This window comes from Prevotella mikamonis (assembly GCF_055381405.1).
On the sequence record NZ_AP035785.1, the window covers coordinates 353,576 to 369,126 of the forward strand.

The 15,551-nt window shown below is 41.5% G+C and carries 16 protein-coding genes; 7 read left to right on the top strand and 9 right to left on the bottom strand.

Going from position 1 to position 15,551, the window contains the following annotated elements:
- Positions 1-9 precede the first annotated feature (9 nt).
- The 9 genes from lysA to ACZ42L_RS01570 form a co-directional block, all read right to left on the bottom strand.
- Positions 10-1,170, bottom strand: a complete 1,161-nt coding sequence (gene lysA, locus ACZ42L_RS01530) for a diaminopimelate decarboxylase (RefSeq protein WP_464716424.1) — start codon at positions 1,168-1,170, stop codon at positions 10-12.
- Between the two features lie 61 nt (positions 1,171-1,231).
- Positions 1,232-2,551, bottom strand: coding sequence for an aspartate kinase (locus ACZ42L_RS01535; protein ID WP_464700116.1), 1,320 nt, complete (start codon positions 2,549-2,551; stop codon positions 1,232-1,234).
- 7 nt (positions 2,552-2,558) lie between these two features.
- On the bottom strand, positions 2,559-3,344 hold the full coding sequence (locus tag ACZ42L_RS01540) for a cell division ATP-binding protein FtsE (RefSeq protein ID WP_464701626.1): 786 nt from the start codon (positions 3,342-3,344) through the stop codon (positions 2,559-2,561).
- Between the two features lie 12 nt (positions 3,345-3,356).
- Positions 3,357-3,977, bottom strand: a complete 621-nt coding sequence (gene hisIE / locus ACZ42L_RS01545) for a bifunctional phosphoribosyl-AMP cyclohydrolase/phosphoribosyl-ATP diphosphatase HisIE (RefSeq protein ID WP_464700118.1) — start codon at positions 3,975-3,977, stop codon at positions 3,357-3,359.
- Positions 3,978-3,999: 22 nt separating this feature from the next.
- The gene (gene hisF / locus ACZ42L_RS01550) at positions 4,000-4,767 is read right to left on the bottom strand and encodes an imidazole glycerol phosphate synthase subunit HisF (RefSeq protein WP_464700120.1); all 768 of its coding nucleotides are present in this window, start codon (positions 4,765-4,767) and stop codon (positions 4,000-4,002) included.
- Positions 4,764-5,492 carry a 1-(5-phosphoribosyl)-5-[(5-phosphoribosylamino)methylideneamino]imidazole-4-carboxamide isomerase gene (gene hisA / locus ACZ42L_RS01555; protein ID WP_464716425.1) on the bottom strand — a complete coding sequence of 243 codons (729 nt, stop codon included), beginning with the start codon at positions 5,490-5,492 and terminating at the stop codon, positions 4,764-4,766. Before hisA ends, hisF begins: the two co-directional genes overlap by 4 nt.
- Complete coding sequence (hisH, locus tag ACZ42L_RS01560) at positions 5,489-6,088, bottom strand: imidazole glycerol phosphate synthase subunit HisH (RefSeq protein ID WP_464716426.1); 600 nt, start codon at positions 6,086-6,088, stop codon at positions 5,489-5,491. The genes hisA and hisH overlap by 4 nt, the downstream gene beginning before the upstream one ends.
- Positions 6,089-6,339: 251 nt before the next feature.
- On the bottom strand, positions 6,340-6,870 hold the full coding sequence (locus tag ACZ42L_RS01565) for an FHA domain-containing protein (protein WP_464700126.1): 531 nt from the start codon (positions 6,868-6,870) through the stop codon (positions 6,340-6,342).
- Positions 6,871-7,920 carry an HU domain-containing protein gene (locus tag ACZ42L_RS01570; RefSeq protein ID WP_464700128.1) on the bottom strand — a complete coding sequence of 350 codons (1,050 nt, stop codon included), beginning with the start codon at positions 7,918-7,920 and terminating at the stop codon, positions 6,871-6,873. It abuts the gene before it with no gap.
- A gap of 140 nt (positions 7,921-8,060) precedes the next feature.
- Here ACZ42L_RS01570 and rfbC point away from each other — a divergent pair, with 140 nt between their 5' ends.
- The 7 genes from rfbC (at position 8,061) to ACZ42L_RS01605 (ending at position 15,470) form a co-directional block, all read left to right on the top strand.
- Positions 8,061-8,609 carry a dTDP-4-dehydrorhamnose 3,5-epimerase gene (gene rfbC, locus ACZ42L_RS01575; protein WP_464700130.1) on the top strand — a complete coding sequence of 183 codons (549 nt, stop codon included), beginning with the start codon at positions 8,061-8,063 and terminating at the stop codon, positions 8,607-8,609.
- 67 nt (positions 8,610-8,676) lie between these two features.
- Positions 8,677-9,477, top strand: coding sequence for a DUF4738 domain-containing protein (locus ACZ42L_RS01580; protein WP_464700132.1), 801 nt, complete (start codon positions 8,677-8,679; stop codon positions 9,475-9,477).
- Between the two features lie 623 nt (positions 9,478-10,100).
- On the top strand, positions 10,101-11,633 hold the full coding sequence (locus ACZ42L_RS01585; protein WP_464716427.1) for an MATE family efflux transporter: 1,533 nt from the start codon (positions 10,101-10,103) through the stop codon (positions 11,631-11,633).
- A complete protein-coding gene (locus ACZ42L_RS01590) occupies positions 11,630-12,772 on the top strand; it encodes a Coenzyme F420 hydrogenase/dehydrogenase, beta subunit C-terminal domain (RefSeq protein WP_464716428.1) in 1,143 nt (380 codons plus the stop codon). Before ACZ42L_RS01585 ends, ACZ42L_RS01590 begins: the two co-directional genes overlap by 4 nt.
- Positions 12,769-13,881 (top strand): polysaccharide pyruvyl transferase family protein, encoded by a 1,113-nt coding sequence (locus ACZ42L_RS01595; protein ID WP_464716429.1) that lies wholly within the window; start codon positions 12,769-12,771, stop codon positions 13,879-13,881. The genes ACZ42L_RS01590 and ACZ42L_RS01595 overlap by 4 nt, the downstream gene beginning before the upstream one ends.
- Positions 13,882-14,020: 139 nt before the next feature.
- Positions 14,021-14,539, top strand: a complete 519-nt coding sequence (locus tag ACZ42L_RS01600; protein WP_464716430.1) for a DUF1919 domain-containing protein — start codon at positions 14,021-14,023, stop codon at positions 14,537-14,539.
- A complete protein-coding gene (locus tag ACZ42L_RS01605) occupies positions 14,523-15,470 on the top strand; it encodes a glycosyltransferase family 2 protein (protein ID WP_464716431.1) in 948 nt (315 codons plus the stop codon). Before ACZ42L_RS01600 ends, ACZ42L_RS01605 begins: the two co-directional genes overlap by 17 nt.
- Positions 15,471-15,551 lie beyond the last annotated feature (81 nt).

Here is a 15,551-nt window from a genome sequence, read left to right on the forward strand (position 1 = left end):
TCTTTAGATTTATAAATCTTCGGTGAGATAACCTTGAGGTAGGGTGCGGCAATTATACTGGCTGGCCATAATCTCGCCGTAAGCACCTGCACTTCTGAGGGCAATCAAGTCGCCACGGTGGCATGTGTTGAGCTTTATGGATTTGGCAAATACGTCGCTAGACTCACAAATAGGCCCTACGACGTCGTATGTTTCGGTTTGTTCTGCGCTGCTTAGATTCTCTATTTGATGAGAGGCCTGATACAATGCAGGGCGAATCAGGTCGGTCATGCCGGCATCGACAATGACAAACTGCTTGTATGTGCCTTGCTTGATATAGAGAGTCTTGGTGATGAGCGCTCCGCATTGACCGACGACAGAGCGTCCTAATTCGAAATGGACTTGCTGACTTTCACGTAGTTTCAGATGCTCGGCATACGTATCAAAGTATGATTTGAAATCGGGAATAGGGTTTTCGTTAGGATATTCGTAGTCAATTCCCAACCCACCTCCAACGTTGATATTCTCTACATTAATGTGATGTTCGTCCAATTGACATTGTAATTGGTTGATTCTGTCGCATAGGGCGACGAAGTCGGACATCTCTAAAATCTGTGAACCAATATGGAAATGCAGTCCGATAAACTTGACATTCTTCAGTTTGTCAGCCTCTCTGATAACGTATTCCATATCCTCCATGGAGATGCCAAACTTATTTTCAGCAAGTCCTGTAGTGATATTGGCATGTGTATGAGCCCCTATGTTGGGATTGATGCGGAATGCTACCTGAGCAATTTTACCTTTTTTCTCGGCAATTTCGTTGATGACCATCAGTTCCGGAATGCTCTCGACGTTGAAACAATAGATGTCATGGTCGAGTCCCAATTCTATTTCCCAGTCGCTTTTACCCACACCGGCGTAGACTATCTGACTAGCCGGGAAACCAGCTTGAATCGCTGCCCGTATTTCACCACCGCTCACACAGTCGGCACCTAAACCAGCCTTGCGAACGATTTCCAATATCTTCGGGTTGGCATTGGCCTTGACAGCATAGTGTACAATGAAGTTGGCATGTTTGCTCACTTGCTCTTGAATGGTATCTAAAGTCTTTCTCAAGACCGCAGTATCATAATAATAAAATGGAGTGGGAATCTTTTGAAACTTGTCGATAGGAAACATTCCTTTACTCATAGTGTTTTGTGTTGAAAGAAGAGTGTGCACCGATACATGCACACCCTTGATAGTTATCTTCTTATGATTTAAAAAGAGTACGGCTGAGATTCTGCAATGCTCTCTTCTTATCAGCTTCGCGAATCAAGAATGAGATATTGTAGTTGGAACCACCGTATGATACCATTCTCACAGGAATCTCTTTCATGGCGTCTAATACTACAGTTTCAAAGCCGATATTGCTCCAGTCCAGATCGCCAACTACGCATATAATGCACATGTCGGAATCTACGGTGACCGTACCATATTTCTTCAGCTCGTCTACAATCTCGTTGAGATGGGTAGCATTGTCAATACTCATGGATACTCCTACTTCTGATGTTGTAATCATATCAATGGGTGTCTGATAGCTCTCAAAAATCTCGAATACCTTTCTTAGAAATCCGGTGGCGAGGAGCATTCGGCTCGATTTTATCTTGACGGCAGTGATATTATCTTTTGCTGCAACAGCCTTTATCTTGCCCCTTACAATCACATTGTCGATGATTGTACCCTCGGCATTCGGATTCATCGTGTTCTTCAGTCGAACGGGAATACCGGCATATTTGGCCGGCTGAACGCAGGTGGGGTGAAGAATCTTCGCTCCAAAATAAGCTAGCTCGGCTGCTTCTTCGAAGTTCAACTGTCTCACAGCCTCTGTCTTTTCGACGATACGCGGGTCGTTGTTGTGCATGCCGTCGATGTCGGTCCATATCTGTATCTCCTCAGCGGGCAATGCTGCTCCAATCAATGATGCCGTGTAATCAGAACCACCACGTTCCAGATTGTCCACTTCTCCATACGCATTTCTACAGATAAAGCCCTGTGTAATGTAGATTTGGTAGTCAGGATTGTTTGCCATTATCTCGGTCAGCTTCTCCTTGATGTATTGAGGATCTGGTTCAGAGTTCTTGTCTGTACGCATGAAATCCAATGCACTGATCAGCTTTGCCTTGATTCCAATCTCTTGAAGATAGTTTACCACCATGTTGGTACTCATGATTTCGCCTTGGGCAACAATATTCTTTTCCTCAAAGCTGGTGAAGAGATCTTTGGTGAAAGAGCGCAGATACTCGAACTCTTCGCGCAGGAATTCGGCAGTCTGAGTCCGCATTTCTGCTGTGGTGTATAGTTCTTCTACATGCTGTGCATATTTTCTTTCCAGTGTATTGATAACTTCGTTCGCACCTTCCGGATTTTTCTTGTATAGGTAATTGCTGATTTCAATGAGCGAATTGGTAGTCCCGCTCATAGCAGACAATACGACAAAGGTGGGTTCCCCCGATTCTGTGATTAATGAGGCAACATTCTTCATGCGTTCGGGTGAGCCAACGGAAGTCCCTCCAAATTTCATTACTTTCATACCGCAATTATTTTGTTGATGGATTATCTGATATTTGTTCAGAGTCGACAGATTCTGCATCGTCAGCTCTTTCTTCTTCCTCCTCTTCCTCGTTGATGAGGTCGAGTTGGCTATGTTCATTCGTTACATCTTGCAAAGTCTTGTCCTTACATCTGTAGACGATGCCGGGGAACTGGTTAAGCATAGATATATTATGTGTTGTCATGATGACTGCTGCGCCCGTACCGGTGATATTTTTCAGCAGCGATACGATGTTGCCGGCTGTTTCGGCATCCAGATTACCGGTGGGTTCGTCGGCAATAATCATTTTGGGCTGGTTCAGAATCGCACGTGCAATCGCAATGCGTTGCTGTTCGCCGCCTGATAGTTCGTGAGGCATTTTGTCTATCTTGTCCAGCATGCCCACTTCCTTCAGCACACTCTCAATGCGTTCATTGATTTCGTCTTTGCCTTTCCAGCCTGTAGCTTCGAGTACAAAGCGGAGATTCCTTCGTACACTCCGGTCGTGCAGCAGTTGGAAATCTTGGAAGATGATACCCAGGTCCTTACGCAATGCGGGTACTTCTTTTCTTTTCAAGTCAAACAGGTCGCGACCAAGCACTTCTGCTTTTTGGTTCTCGTTTTCCTGTTCCAAATCGAGTTCGCAGTACAGCGACTTCAGTAGGGAACTCTTTCCTGTTCCTACTTTACCTATTATATATATGAACTCTCCCTCATTCACCTGCAAGTTGACATCTTGTAGGATGAGATTGTCTGCTTGGTATATATTTATGTTCCGGTAATCTATTAACATCATCCCTTGTTTTTAATCGTGTTTATGCCAGTTGGGGTCGTGGCGTACTTGCAACTCTTTGGCAATGTCTTCAATTCTCAATCCCTTGCTTGTCAGCAATACGATTAAATGATAGAACATGTCTGCTGTCTCGTAGATAAGGCGTGAATCTTCTCCATTGGTTGCTTCAATGACAGCTTCCAATGCTTCTTCGCCTACCTTCTGGGCCATACGGTTCAGTCCGTCCTTGAAAAGACTGGTGGTGTACGAACCCTCAGGCATCTCTTCGTGGCGTTTCTCAATGAAGTCTTGCAACTCTGTCAGGAAGAGTAGGGGATTGGCATTGTTCTCTTCTCCCCAACAGGTATCTGTTCCCTTGTGGCAAGTTGGCCCTTGTGGATGTACCATAACGAGCAACGTATCATTGTCGCAATCGTTTTTGATATTCACAACGTTCAGATAGTTTCCCGAAGTTTCTCCCTTTGTCCATAGGCAATTACGTGTCCTGCTCCAGAAAGTTACTTTCTTAGATTCCAGCGTCTTCTCGTAAGCTTCTTTATTCATGAAGCCCAGCATCAGCACCTTTCTGGTTATGGCGTCTTGTATGATGGCAGGCACGAGGCCATCCATCTTCTCAAAATCTATCTCTGTCATATTTCAATCTTGTTTTATGTCGTTATAATCTTATGTTGATGCCCTCCTGAGCCAAGTATTCTTTTAATGCCGGAATCTTGATTTCGCCAAAGTGGAATACGCTGGCAGCCAAGGCTGCATCGGCTTTTCCACAGACGAAAGCATCTTTGAAATGCTCCATCGTGCCTGCTCCACCACTGGCAATGACGGGAATGTTCACTTTCTCGCTTAGCAGTGCCAGTGCTTCGTTGGCGAATCCTTGCTTCACACCGTCATGGTTCATACTGGTGAAGAGAATTTCTCCGGCTCCTCGATGCGCTGCTTCCTGTACCCAATCTATCAGTCCACGTTCCGTACGCACTCTTCCTCCGTGTGTGTAGCAGTGCCATCCGTCATCGTCCAATCGTGCATCGATAGCACAGACGCATACCTGTGAACCATAGTTGTGAGCTATCTCGTCAATCAGTTCCGGATGGGCCAGGGCGGCACTGTTGACACTTACCTTGTCGGCTCCTGCATTGAGAAGCCTGTCAACGTCTTTTAGTTCATTGATTCCCCCACCGACCGTGAAGGGTATGTTGATTTCGCGAGCTACGCGTGTCACCATTTCGGTGAATGTCTTTCGGCCTTCAAAACTTGCAGTAATATCCAGGAACACCAGTTCGTCAGCCCCTGCATCACTGTAGGCCTTGCCCAGTTCCACTGGGTCTCCTGCACTCCGCAGATTCACGAAGTTGATTCCCTTGACCGTTTCTCCGTTCTTGACGTCGAGACAAGGAATGATTCGCTTAGCCAATCCTTTATTCTTCATACGCTCATTATGCGGTTTAGTTCCTGTATATCAATTTTTCCCTCGTAGAAAGCTTTGCCGAACACTACAGCCGGAATACCAGCCTTTTCAAGCTCCACAATATCTTGGTTGCACGAAATGCCCCCGCTCGCGATGAGGTGCAAGTGTGGGTAGGCTGCCATTATCTGTTGATACAGCTCTATGGCCGGTCCGGTGAGTGTGCCGTCTTTGCTTATCTCGGTACACAACACGTTTTTCACACCGTGGTCGATATAGGTCTTTAAGAACGGCAGCAGCTCCATTTCCGAATCTTCTTTCCATCCGTTGATAGACACTTTCCCATGTCTGACATCAGCTCCCAATATGAGTTTGTCCGCTCCGTATCTGTCTAGCCATTGCATAAATAGTTCCGGTTGGGTTACGGCAATAGACCCTACGGTAATCATCTCTGCTCCACAGTCAAATGCTTTCTGGATGTCTTCATCTGTTTTAATGCCACCTCCGAAATCTACCCGCAGTTCTGTCGTTGTCGTTATGTTCCTCAGGGTCTCGGAATTGACGATGTGTTTCGACTGCGCACCGTCCAAGTCTACTATATGCAATCGCTTGAATCCCATCAATTCGAATTCTTTTGCCACTTTTGCAGGATTGCTCTCATACACCGTTTTGCGTGTATAGTCGCCCTGGGTCAGTCTCACACACTGGCCCTCGATGATGTCTATGGCTGGAATCAGTTCGATGTTCATCTTCTTACAATCTCAATAAAATTTTTTAGAATCTGTACTCCCACATTACCACTCTTTTCAGGATGGAACTGGGTAGCATAGAAGTTGTCCCTGTGCATGGATGCACTGAAAGGCTGGATGTAGTCGGCCGTGGCTATCGTATGCTCGCACAGAGGCACATAGTAGCTATGCACAAAGTAGGTATATGGATGCTCCGGCATGTTTGCATATAGTGCCGATTTCAGGTCGGCAATTTCGTTCCATCCGATAGCCGGCACTTTGTCCTCGTGCCGGGTAGGTACGAATCGTTTCACCTCGGCATCGAAGACGCCTATACAGTCGGTATCTCCCTCTTCAGAATGTTTACAGAGCAACTGCTGGCCGATGCAGATGCCCAATACAGGCTGTTTCAGCTCTGCGATGACACGATCCAGTTTGCGCTCTTTCAGATAGCTCATGGCGTGCTGAGCCTCCCCTTGTCCGGGAAAGAGTACGCCGTCGGCGCGTTGAAGTTCCTCTATATTGTCTGTCAAGGTAGGGGTGATTCCCAATCTCAACATGGCGTTGACAACCGAGTAGATGTTGCCGGCATTGTATTTAACAATAGCTATTTGCATTCTGATTCTTTTTTACCGAGAATAACCGTCTCGTCGTAATAGGTCGGATATAGTGACGAAATGGCAATATGGCCGTTGGTTTCATCCTCAATTATTCAATTTGTAGCATAAGTCGCTCTATGTACCTTTAATCTATGCAAAGATAGTACATTAACTTGATAATTGATAATTGAAAAATGAAAAAATAGGTATATCAGCAGAATATCATGCTGAAATAGAACAAATCAGTACCCAAAAGTCGAAAATAAGTGTTATTCTGTTTTTTCGGGGGTATGTAGTATGATGCTTGTCGCTCCGATGGTAAAGAGGCTTCCGTCTTCCAGAATTCGGCGTTCCTTGTCGCCTAATATCTCGTTGTCAACGAAAGTTCCGGTATAGCTAGGTCCGTCTCTGAGTACATACTTCAGCCGGCCTTTCTTGTCTTTGCTGACCGTAACGACACAGTGATTCATGTCGATGCTAGGGTCGACCGTCTCAATGGGACAGTTGGTTTTGCTGCCTTTCATATATCGCCCCAATACGTTATCGCCCATTTGCAGGGGGATGACTTGCTTGTAGTGGAATACATTCTCAATGACGGTCAGTGTACCGTATGCCCCGGAGGGCATTTCGTCGTCGTTAGCCTCCTCCTTTTGGGTTTTTCTCAATTTGGAAATCCCCATTCGGATGCTGAATTGCTTGCCACATTGCGGACACTCAAATACCAGGGATTGCCCTTTTTGGTATTTGGTTTCGTCGAATATGATAAAGTTGTCGCACTTAGGACAGCGTACTCTCTTCATTTAGTTGATTTTACTAATCCAGCAATCTGCAAATTCACTGTTGTCATTGAGCTTGTTCAATGCCAGTCGGGCTTCTTCCGCAGTAGCATATTTGCCGTAGACAACTTTCCTGTTCTGGCTCTTTTCCACGATACTCGCATCCTTATATCCGGATGCCTGTAGGCGGGCTACGTAAGCTTCGGCATTGTGCCGGCTTACCTTGCTTGCAAGCACCAGACTATAATAAGGTGTGTTTGCAGCCTTGACCTCTGCTGTTTTCTTGACCGTAGAGATTGAGTCGACCACCTTTGCCACTGCTTTTTTTGCCTGTCTCTGAAAATCGGGCGACTGGCTGTTCATGCTGCCAGCGGTCATGTCGCTGGGCATAATTTTGAGTAGCAGACTGGTGTCGGGCGTAGTGTTCGACAGTATCTTGTCGTTGTTGAGCGGAGCCGGAATGAGCAGGAATGCCATGAAGACAATACATGCCGCGGCAATATTGCGCAATAGGCTTACCTTGATGCTGACAGTTTTCTCTTCTTCCTCTTCTTCTGCGGCGTAGGTATCTTCTGTCAGCTGTTGTATGTCTGCATTGTCAACAGAAACCTTGCTCGGAACGATGGTCGCCCCCTTTGCCTGCGGCTTCTGGTAGCTCAACACCTTCATCTGGAACGAACTCAGGCCGTATAGATACGGCGTGAGGATACCTGCTTCGCAAGGCGTAAACTGGAAGTGTCCGTCTTCGTCTAGTGATAGTGTGCCAATGTCGCTGAATTCATATTCCCCTTGGTTGTCGAGGATGAGTCGGAGTTCGGCAACTTCCTGTTGAATCCGGTTGAGCGCTTCCGGGTAACTGATGTCGTAGGCTTCAATGTACGACTGGGCTAGAAGCGAATCATTTAATTTGAGCTGTGGGTTAAATCCTACTGTACGCGAGGGTGGGAGGAAGATGTCGTCTCCCTCGTCATACCTTGCTTCTACATGATGCGCCATGAATCCACCGAAGCCGGGAATAATCACGCAGTCATTGTTCAGCAATAGAATCTCAATATGTCTTTCAATCTCTAGCACGTTTGCAAAATTACCAATTTATTATGAGAAAGACAAGTGAATCGGGCAAAAATAGTTTCGTCATTTTTTTAATATTCTTTTGCTGCCAATATTATTTGTTGTATCTTTGCGTTGTTACAATTACTGTAATATAGAATGTTATGGAATATCAAGAAACCGGGATAGAGGGAGTTTTTATTATCAAGCCCAAGGTGTTTAGCGATGCTCGCGGTTATTTTTATGAAGCGTGGAAGCAGGCCGAATTCGATGCGCATGTGGGGCATGTAGACTTCATTCAAGATAATGAATCCAAGTCGTCTTATGGTGTCCTGCGCGGTTTGCATTATCAGAAAGGTGAGTATTCGCAGGCCAAGTTGGTGCGTGTGATTCGCGGTCGTGTGTTCGATGTGGCGGTAGATATTCGCCGTAGTTCTCCCACTTTTGGAAAACACGTCATGGTGGAATTGAGTGAAGACAATAAGTATCAGCTTTTTATTCCCCGTGGATTTGCCCATGGCTTTTTGGTACTTAGCGATGAGGCTGTCTTTACTTATAAGGTGGATAATGTATATGCCCCCCAACACGAGGCCAGCATACGCTGGAACGATGAGACCCTCAACCTGCAATGGCCAATAGCTCCTGAAGATGTATTGACGTCAGAGAAAGATTTGACGGCTTGCAGGTTGGAAGATGCTGTGTTGTTTGATTGATATACGCGACACGAATTGTTTTTGAATGAATTTGAGAATTGTTATCTAGACGAATATGCACAGGCAAATGAATTACACTGACATCCTCGTGAACTGTGTGCTGTTGACCTTATTGCTCTTGATGCCATCTTGCAATAATAAAGAGCGGAAAGCCGTGGTACAGGAGAATCGGGCAGCCAAGAAGATGTTGCAAGGTGTGTGGATAGATGAAGAAGAGGACGGGCCGGCCTTCAGGGTGAAGGGTGATACCATCTATTATCCCGATTCTACCTCGATGCCTGTCTATTTCCAGGTGGTGAGAGATACGTTGGTGCTGCGCGGAACGAACACAGTGAAGTATCCGATCGTAAAACAAGCACCCCATTTGTTTATATTTAAAAATCAGATAGGCGATGTCATCACCTTGCAGAAGACAACGGACCATGCTTATCTGAGTTTTTTCCAGACCGGGAAGGTTGCTGCCCTCAACCAGCAACAGCTCATTAAGCGCGATTCCGTCGTGATGTATGCCGATGAGCGCTATCATTATTACGTGCAGGTAAATCCCACCTCTTACAAGGTTGTGAAGAGTTCGTATAACGATGATGGGGTAGAGGTGGAGAATGTCTATTATGACAATATTGTCCACTTGGGTGTTTTCAATGGCAACCGACGGCTCTATTCTCGCGATTTCCGTAAGCAGGATTTCAGTTCGAAAGTGCCTGAACAGACACTCCGTCAAAGTGTATTGAGCGATATTGTATATGTGAAGTCCGACTCCGAAGGACTTCATTTCTCTGCCTCCATCTGTATTCCCGACAGTCCCAGCAGCTATGTAGTAGAAGTCATTGTTGATGCCCAGGGGCGTATGAAGATGCAAGTCGTGTAGTCAAAATTGTTTCTCTACACGCTGCTTTTCCCTTTCTAGCTTGGTTTGTTCATCGGCTTGCATATGATGGAATATGCAAGTTGGCTTCCTGTGATACTATTCCTACCATATACCCTTTACTTTGTTGTTTTACTGCCACGGCTTCGCAGCAATGCTGTTAGGCCTTGGCAGCATTGCTGTTTGGGCTTTGCAGCAACGCTGCCAGGCCTTTGCAGTAAAACAGGTGAATCTTGGTGGTGAAAAGATGTACAGCAGTTGGTGGGGAGATAGTATTTTGACACCCCAATAATAAAAGATGTATAAAAATAGCTTTACTTTAGTAAAAAATACATATCTTTGTAGCATGATGTAGGACTGCCTTGAATGGCGCATCCTCTGCGAGCTGTAACAGGCTCAGATGTGGAGGCGGGTTCTCCGATGTAGCGTATCGTATAGCGTTATATCTACCTCTATGTGTTTATGCGTGGAGGAGGGAAGTCTCATCCCGTAATTTTAGAAGGAAATATCTATTTGTTGGATTTCTGGATATTACGGATAAACATGTCTCTTTTTATGGACTTAGGATGCTTATTTCAAGATAGAAGCTCTACATATAACAAATTTGACTTTACATAACCCTATTAATGATTATTGAGAACTCCTCTGATAGAACTATTGCAAGGAATGCAAGTATGTTATATTTACGAATGTTTGTAAGTATGGCAATAGGCTTTTATACATCAAGAATTGTTTTGCAGGCTCTTGGTGTGTCAGACTATGGTATATATAATCTGGTTGGCGGTATTGTTGTCTTGTTTAATGTAGTTAGTACAGCTCTAAAGGAAACTACGACACGTTTCCTAACCTACGGACTGGGTATTAGAGATTTAGAGAAGTTAAAAAGAATATTTTCGACAACATTATTTATTCATATTCTTTTAGCTATAATATTTTTAGTATTAGCAGAAACAATAGGACTATGGTTTGTTAATAAATTTTTAATAATACCTGCCAACAGAATAGAGGCTATGAATTGGGTATATCAGCTTTCCATCCTAGTGACTACCCTAACAATAATACAAGTTCCTTATACTGCATTGATAATTTCCCATGAGAAATTTGGTACATTTGCTTTAATAGATATAGTTTTATCTCTTGTAAAACTAATAATCGCAATTATTGTTTTATATTCAATGGTAGATCATTTGATATTGTATAGTATCCTCTATTCATTGATGACAGTTGGTTTGTTGTTATATTATTATATTTATTCTTATCACCATTTCATAGAATCCCGGACAGGATTAAAGATAGAGAGAACGATTGTCAAAGATATAGCAAAGTTCTCGGGATGGAGTCTTTTTAATAGTGCTTCCTTAACGATATCTCAGCAAGGGTTCAATATTATATTGAATTCATTTTTTGGAACTATTATAAATGCAGCTGTAGGCGTTGCTGGCCAGGTTCAAGCTATACTATATTCTTTCATAGGCAATATATCTTCGGCATTTAATCCCCAAATAATAAAAGAATATGCAAATGGTAACTATGAAAGGGTTAAAGTTCTTATTTACTTAGGTACAAAGTTTTCTGCAGTCGCAACAATGTTAATTTCTATTCCTGTTCTTTGCGAAATGGATACGCTAATGGGTGTATGGTTGGCAAAAGTGCCACAAGGGGCCGTTATTATATGTCAAATAGCTTTGGTGGCAAATTTTTTTAATAGCTTTACACCCTTAACTTATACAGCCATAAATGCTGATGGGAAGATAAAACAGATAAATACCCAAAATGGCATATTGTTTCTATTAAGACTTCCTATTGCTTATAGTGTGCTTTATATCACACACTCATATGTTTTGGTATTGCTAATCTGTCTTTATATACCTATCCTTTCTGGAGTCAATAATGTTATGAAATTAAGTAAAATAATGTCAATATTTAATGGAAGGGAGTTTCTTTTGACAGTGGTTTTCCCTATTACGTTAATTGCTGCTTTTTCACTTTGTTTTGGGCTTATTTTGAAGACGAGTATTTTGAATATATATTTACGAATGTTCTCTGTTTTAATATTACCAACTGTATTCTCTATTACATTTTCATATTGCCTATTATTAGATTGTAAATCAAAAGATCTTCTATGGGTAACAATCAAGAGCAAGTTACATAGTAAATGAATAATGTATCTGACATAAAAGATTGTTTTGGCTGTGGAGTTTGTGCAGTTGTCTGCCCTAAAGATACTATTTCCATTAAGTTGAACAAAAATGGGTTTTATGAACCAATCGTTGACGAAAACCGATGTATCGATTGCGCACTTTGTCGCAATGTATGTAGTTTCATTAATCCAGGTTTGGGCTTAGAAACAACAGAAACTACAAGTTATGCCTCGTGGAGCAACGATGAAAGTATAAGATTAAAAGCTTCCTCGGGTGGAGTTGGTTTTGAGATAGGGAAACTTCTTATAAATCAAGGGTATAAGGCGTGTGGAGTAAGATACAATATAGATAAAAGACGAGCTGAACACTATATAGCAGACAACGTTGAAGATTATAAAGCGTCGATAGGTTCTAAATATATTCAGAGTTATACAGTTGCTGGCTTAAAATCGGTCAATCTTAAAGAGAAGTTTTTGGTAACAGGTACACCTTGCCAAATAGATTCATTTAGAAGATATATAAAAAAGTTTAGGAAAGAAGATAACTTTATTTTGATGGATTTTTTCTGCCATGGTGTCCCTTCTATGTGGATGTGGTATAACTATCTAAATATTTATACGCCAAAGGTCGGTAGAATAAGTTCTGTTACTTGGAGAAATAAGCGTACAGGTTGGCATGATTCTTGGGCTATGAATTTGGTAGGCACCAACCAAGAAATATACAGTTTGATGTCAGAAGGAGATTTATTTTATCGACTTTTTTTAGGTGATTGGTGTATGAATCCAGCTTGTGTGAAAAACTGTAAGTTTAAGTATAAGGCATCTTCTGCTGATATACGAATAGGAGATTTGTGGGGAGAAACATATAAAAATGACGAAAAAGGAGTCAGTGCGGCCATTGCTTTTACGAACAAAGGTAAAGAAATATTAGAGAGTTTAAACCATTGTACTTTGAAGTCTCATTCGTTTGGAGTAGTGGCAGAAGGGCAAATGAAGAAAAATGCAAAGAATGCAATCCTATACCCCATAGCCAGAATAATGTTGAATCATGGACAAAATTATTCTCTACGCACATGGGATAGGCTTACAAAAATTGCTTTTTACCTAAGTATTCCGTCAGTACTTAAATATAAATTTCATAGGGCTATAAAAAAATGAAAATAGGGATTATAACAATGCATCGTGTCACTAATTTTGGCTCAGCCTTGCAAGCATATGCCCTACAACAGGCTTTGATAAAGTTAGGATATGAGAACGAAATTATCAACTATATTTTTCCTCATAAAAATAAATCCTCTATTTTCTCAACTATAGAATTGTTTCTTAGAAAAAAAATATATGAATTAAGAACCGGAGTATTCTTCTCAAAGAAAAAAGAAGACTATTTTAAAGAATTCCGCAGGTTTTTTCTATCTTTATCTGATAAAACGTACACTTTGGAATCTATTAATACAAATCCTCCAAAGTATGACTTGTATATGACAGGAAGTGACCAGGTTTGGAATCCTAAATGGATGGAGGGTGATACTAATTTTTTACTATCATTTGTGCAAAGCAAGCCGAAGGTGTCTTATGCATCAAGTTTTGCCGTAAATACAATTCCAGCGGAAAGCAAAGAAATTTATAAAAAATATCTACAAGAATATAAGCACATAACAGTTAGGGAAAATTCTGGAGAAATTATCGTCGATGATTTGCTTGGAACTCGCAAGGCAGATGTTGTTTGCGACCCGACAATTTTGCTGGATAAAGGCGACTATATAAAAATAGCGAAGGTACCTCGGATAGAAATTCAAGGTCCTTATATCTTGGTTTACATACTTGACTATATGTTTAATCCATATCCAGGGGTTAATCAGATTATAAAATCTGTCGCAGCCACATTAGGAATGCCAGTTGTTTATATAGGCGGTAAATACACCGTCTATGACTCTCATTGCAAGTATATTGAAAATTTAGGGCCATGTGAATTTATTTGGTTATTCCAACATGCAGATTTTGTTGTAACAACCTCTTTTCATGGTTCTGCATTTGCCACGATATTCCAAAAGCCTTTGTTAGCAGTGGTAAAGGATACCAATGACAATGATGGGCGCATAATTACATTGATGAGAAAAGTTGGAAACGAGCGGGCACTAATTTCCTATACAGCTAATATAGAATATAAAGCAGAATACTTGCGACAACTTACGTCAAATAACATGGAATATCAATCTTATAAAGAAGAATCTTTAAAGAAGTTGCAACAAATAGTAGAGAATATTTGAAATGAAGAATATCTGTGCCCATATAAATGGCCTTTGTCACCGGTTTATGAAATATCCGCGTCTGTGGTATAATAGATGAAAATCAAAGAAACTCATAAACAAAGAGTTCTCATTATTCTGTAACAATTGCACGGGTGGGGTGATTCTGCATGATTTAGGGCAACGGTTTAATTCTCCTACGGTAAACCTTTCGGTATCCCTACCAGACTTTATGCTATTGGTAGGTGATTTAAAAGAGAACATGGGCTGTGAACTAATAGAGATGAAAGATGACAGCGTTTCTTTTCCTGTAGGTGTACTTGGAACTAAAAAGGGTGACGTTCGTATAAACTTTGTGCATTACCCTACATTTGATATTGCAAAGAAAAAGTGGAAAGAAAGAGTTGCAAGGATTAATTGGGATAATATTTTTATTCTGTTAGAAGGGTATTCTTTCGAAAAAGAACTACTGAACGAATGTGAGCATGTAGAATATCCTCTGGCCGTGATGGGCCCCAAGAGCATGGAGTTTGAGCCTGCTTATCCTTTTTACCACGGATTTGATTGGTATTGTAACTGGTATTCTGGTAAATCTTTAGATTACAAACATATATTCGGGTTGAAACGGTATCTTGATGATTTTGACTGCATAAAGTTTTTAAATGGAAATGAAAGTTAGCATTATTGTTCCGATATATAATGTAGAGAAATATATTGCTTCGTGTCTTGAATCGGTGATGAAGCAGACTTATTATGATATAGAGTGTATTCTTGTCAATGACGATACGCCAGACAATAGTTTGATATTGGCCAAGCAATGTGTTGTAGGTTATCAAGGGAATATCAACTTTATTCTTTTGGAACACGAAGAGAACAAAGGATTGTCTGAAGCTCGAAATACAGGTGTGAGAGCGAGCACAGGGGAATATATATTTTTTTTGGATAGTGATGACAGAATCACGGAGGATTGCATTGAAAGACTTGTCAAAACAGCGCAAGAGGCTGAATTTCCAGAGATAGTGATGGGCATTACAAAGGGAGTTGATGAAAGAGGTCGGCTGGTAGAGGTAAGTGATGCACAGACAAAAAGTTTCGTTACCAATGAGGAGGTCTTTCAAGGTTATATTAACAATGGATGGTATGTTATAGGATGCAATAAATTGATTAGAAGAGATATTTTTGATAAGCACCAGACATACTTCTTCTCTGGTCTTTATCATGAAGACGTTATGTGGAGTTTTGAAGTTGCAACCTACATTAGGTCCTTAATTCTTTGTCCATATACAACATATCTTTATTATATAGGTGATATGAATTCTATTAGCAGATCTGTATGGGGGGCTAAGAAAGTTAGCGATAGTATTACTATTCTAGAAAAAAAAGCAGAATATATAAATAGGGTTTCAAATGAAGCATTACTATTGAAACATATTAAGAATGAATGTTATAATATAGTTTATTCTCTCTTTAGGCACAAATATTCGCTGTCAGAGATCAGAGGATATCTGAAACGCATTCGAGTTCTAATGACTATCAATGGCATGCAAAATGTGAAAAGTGATGTACCACTTTATAGAAAGATTATTTATAATATTTATAATTATAGATAAGGCTATATAACTTGTTTGGGATTTGTGTTTACAAGTGTTTGTGGCATACCTGTATTCGCGTAGATTATATAAGCAGTTTTA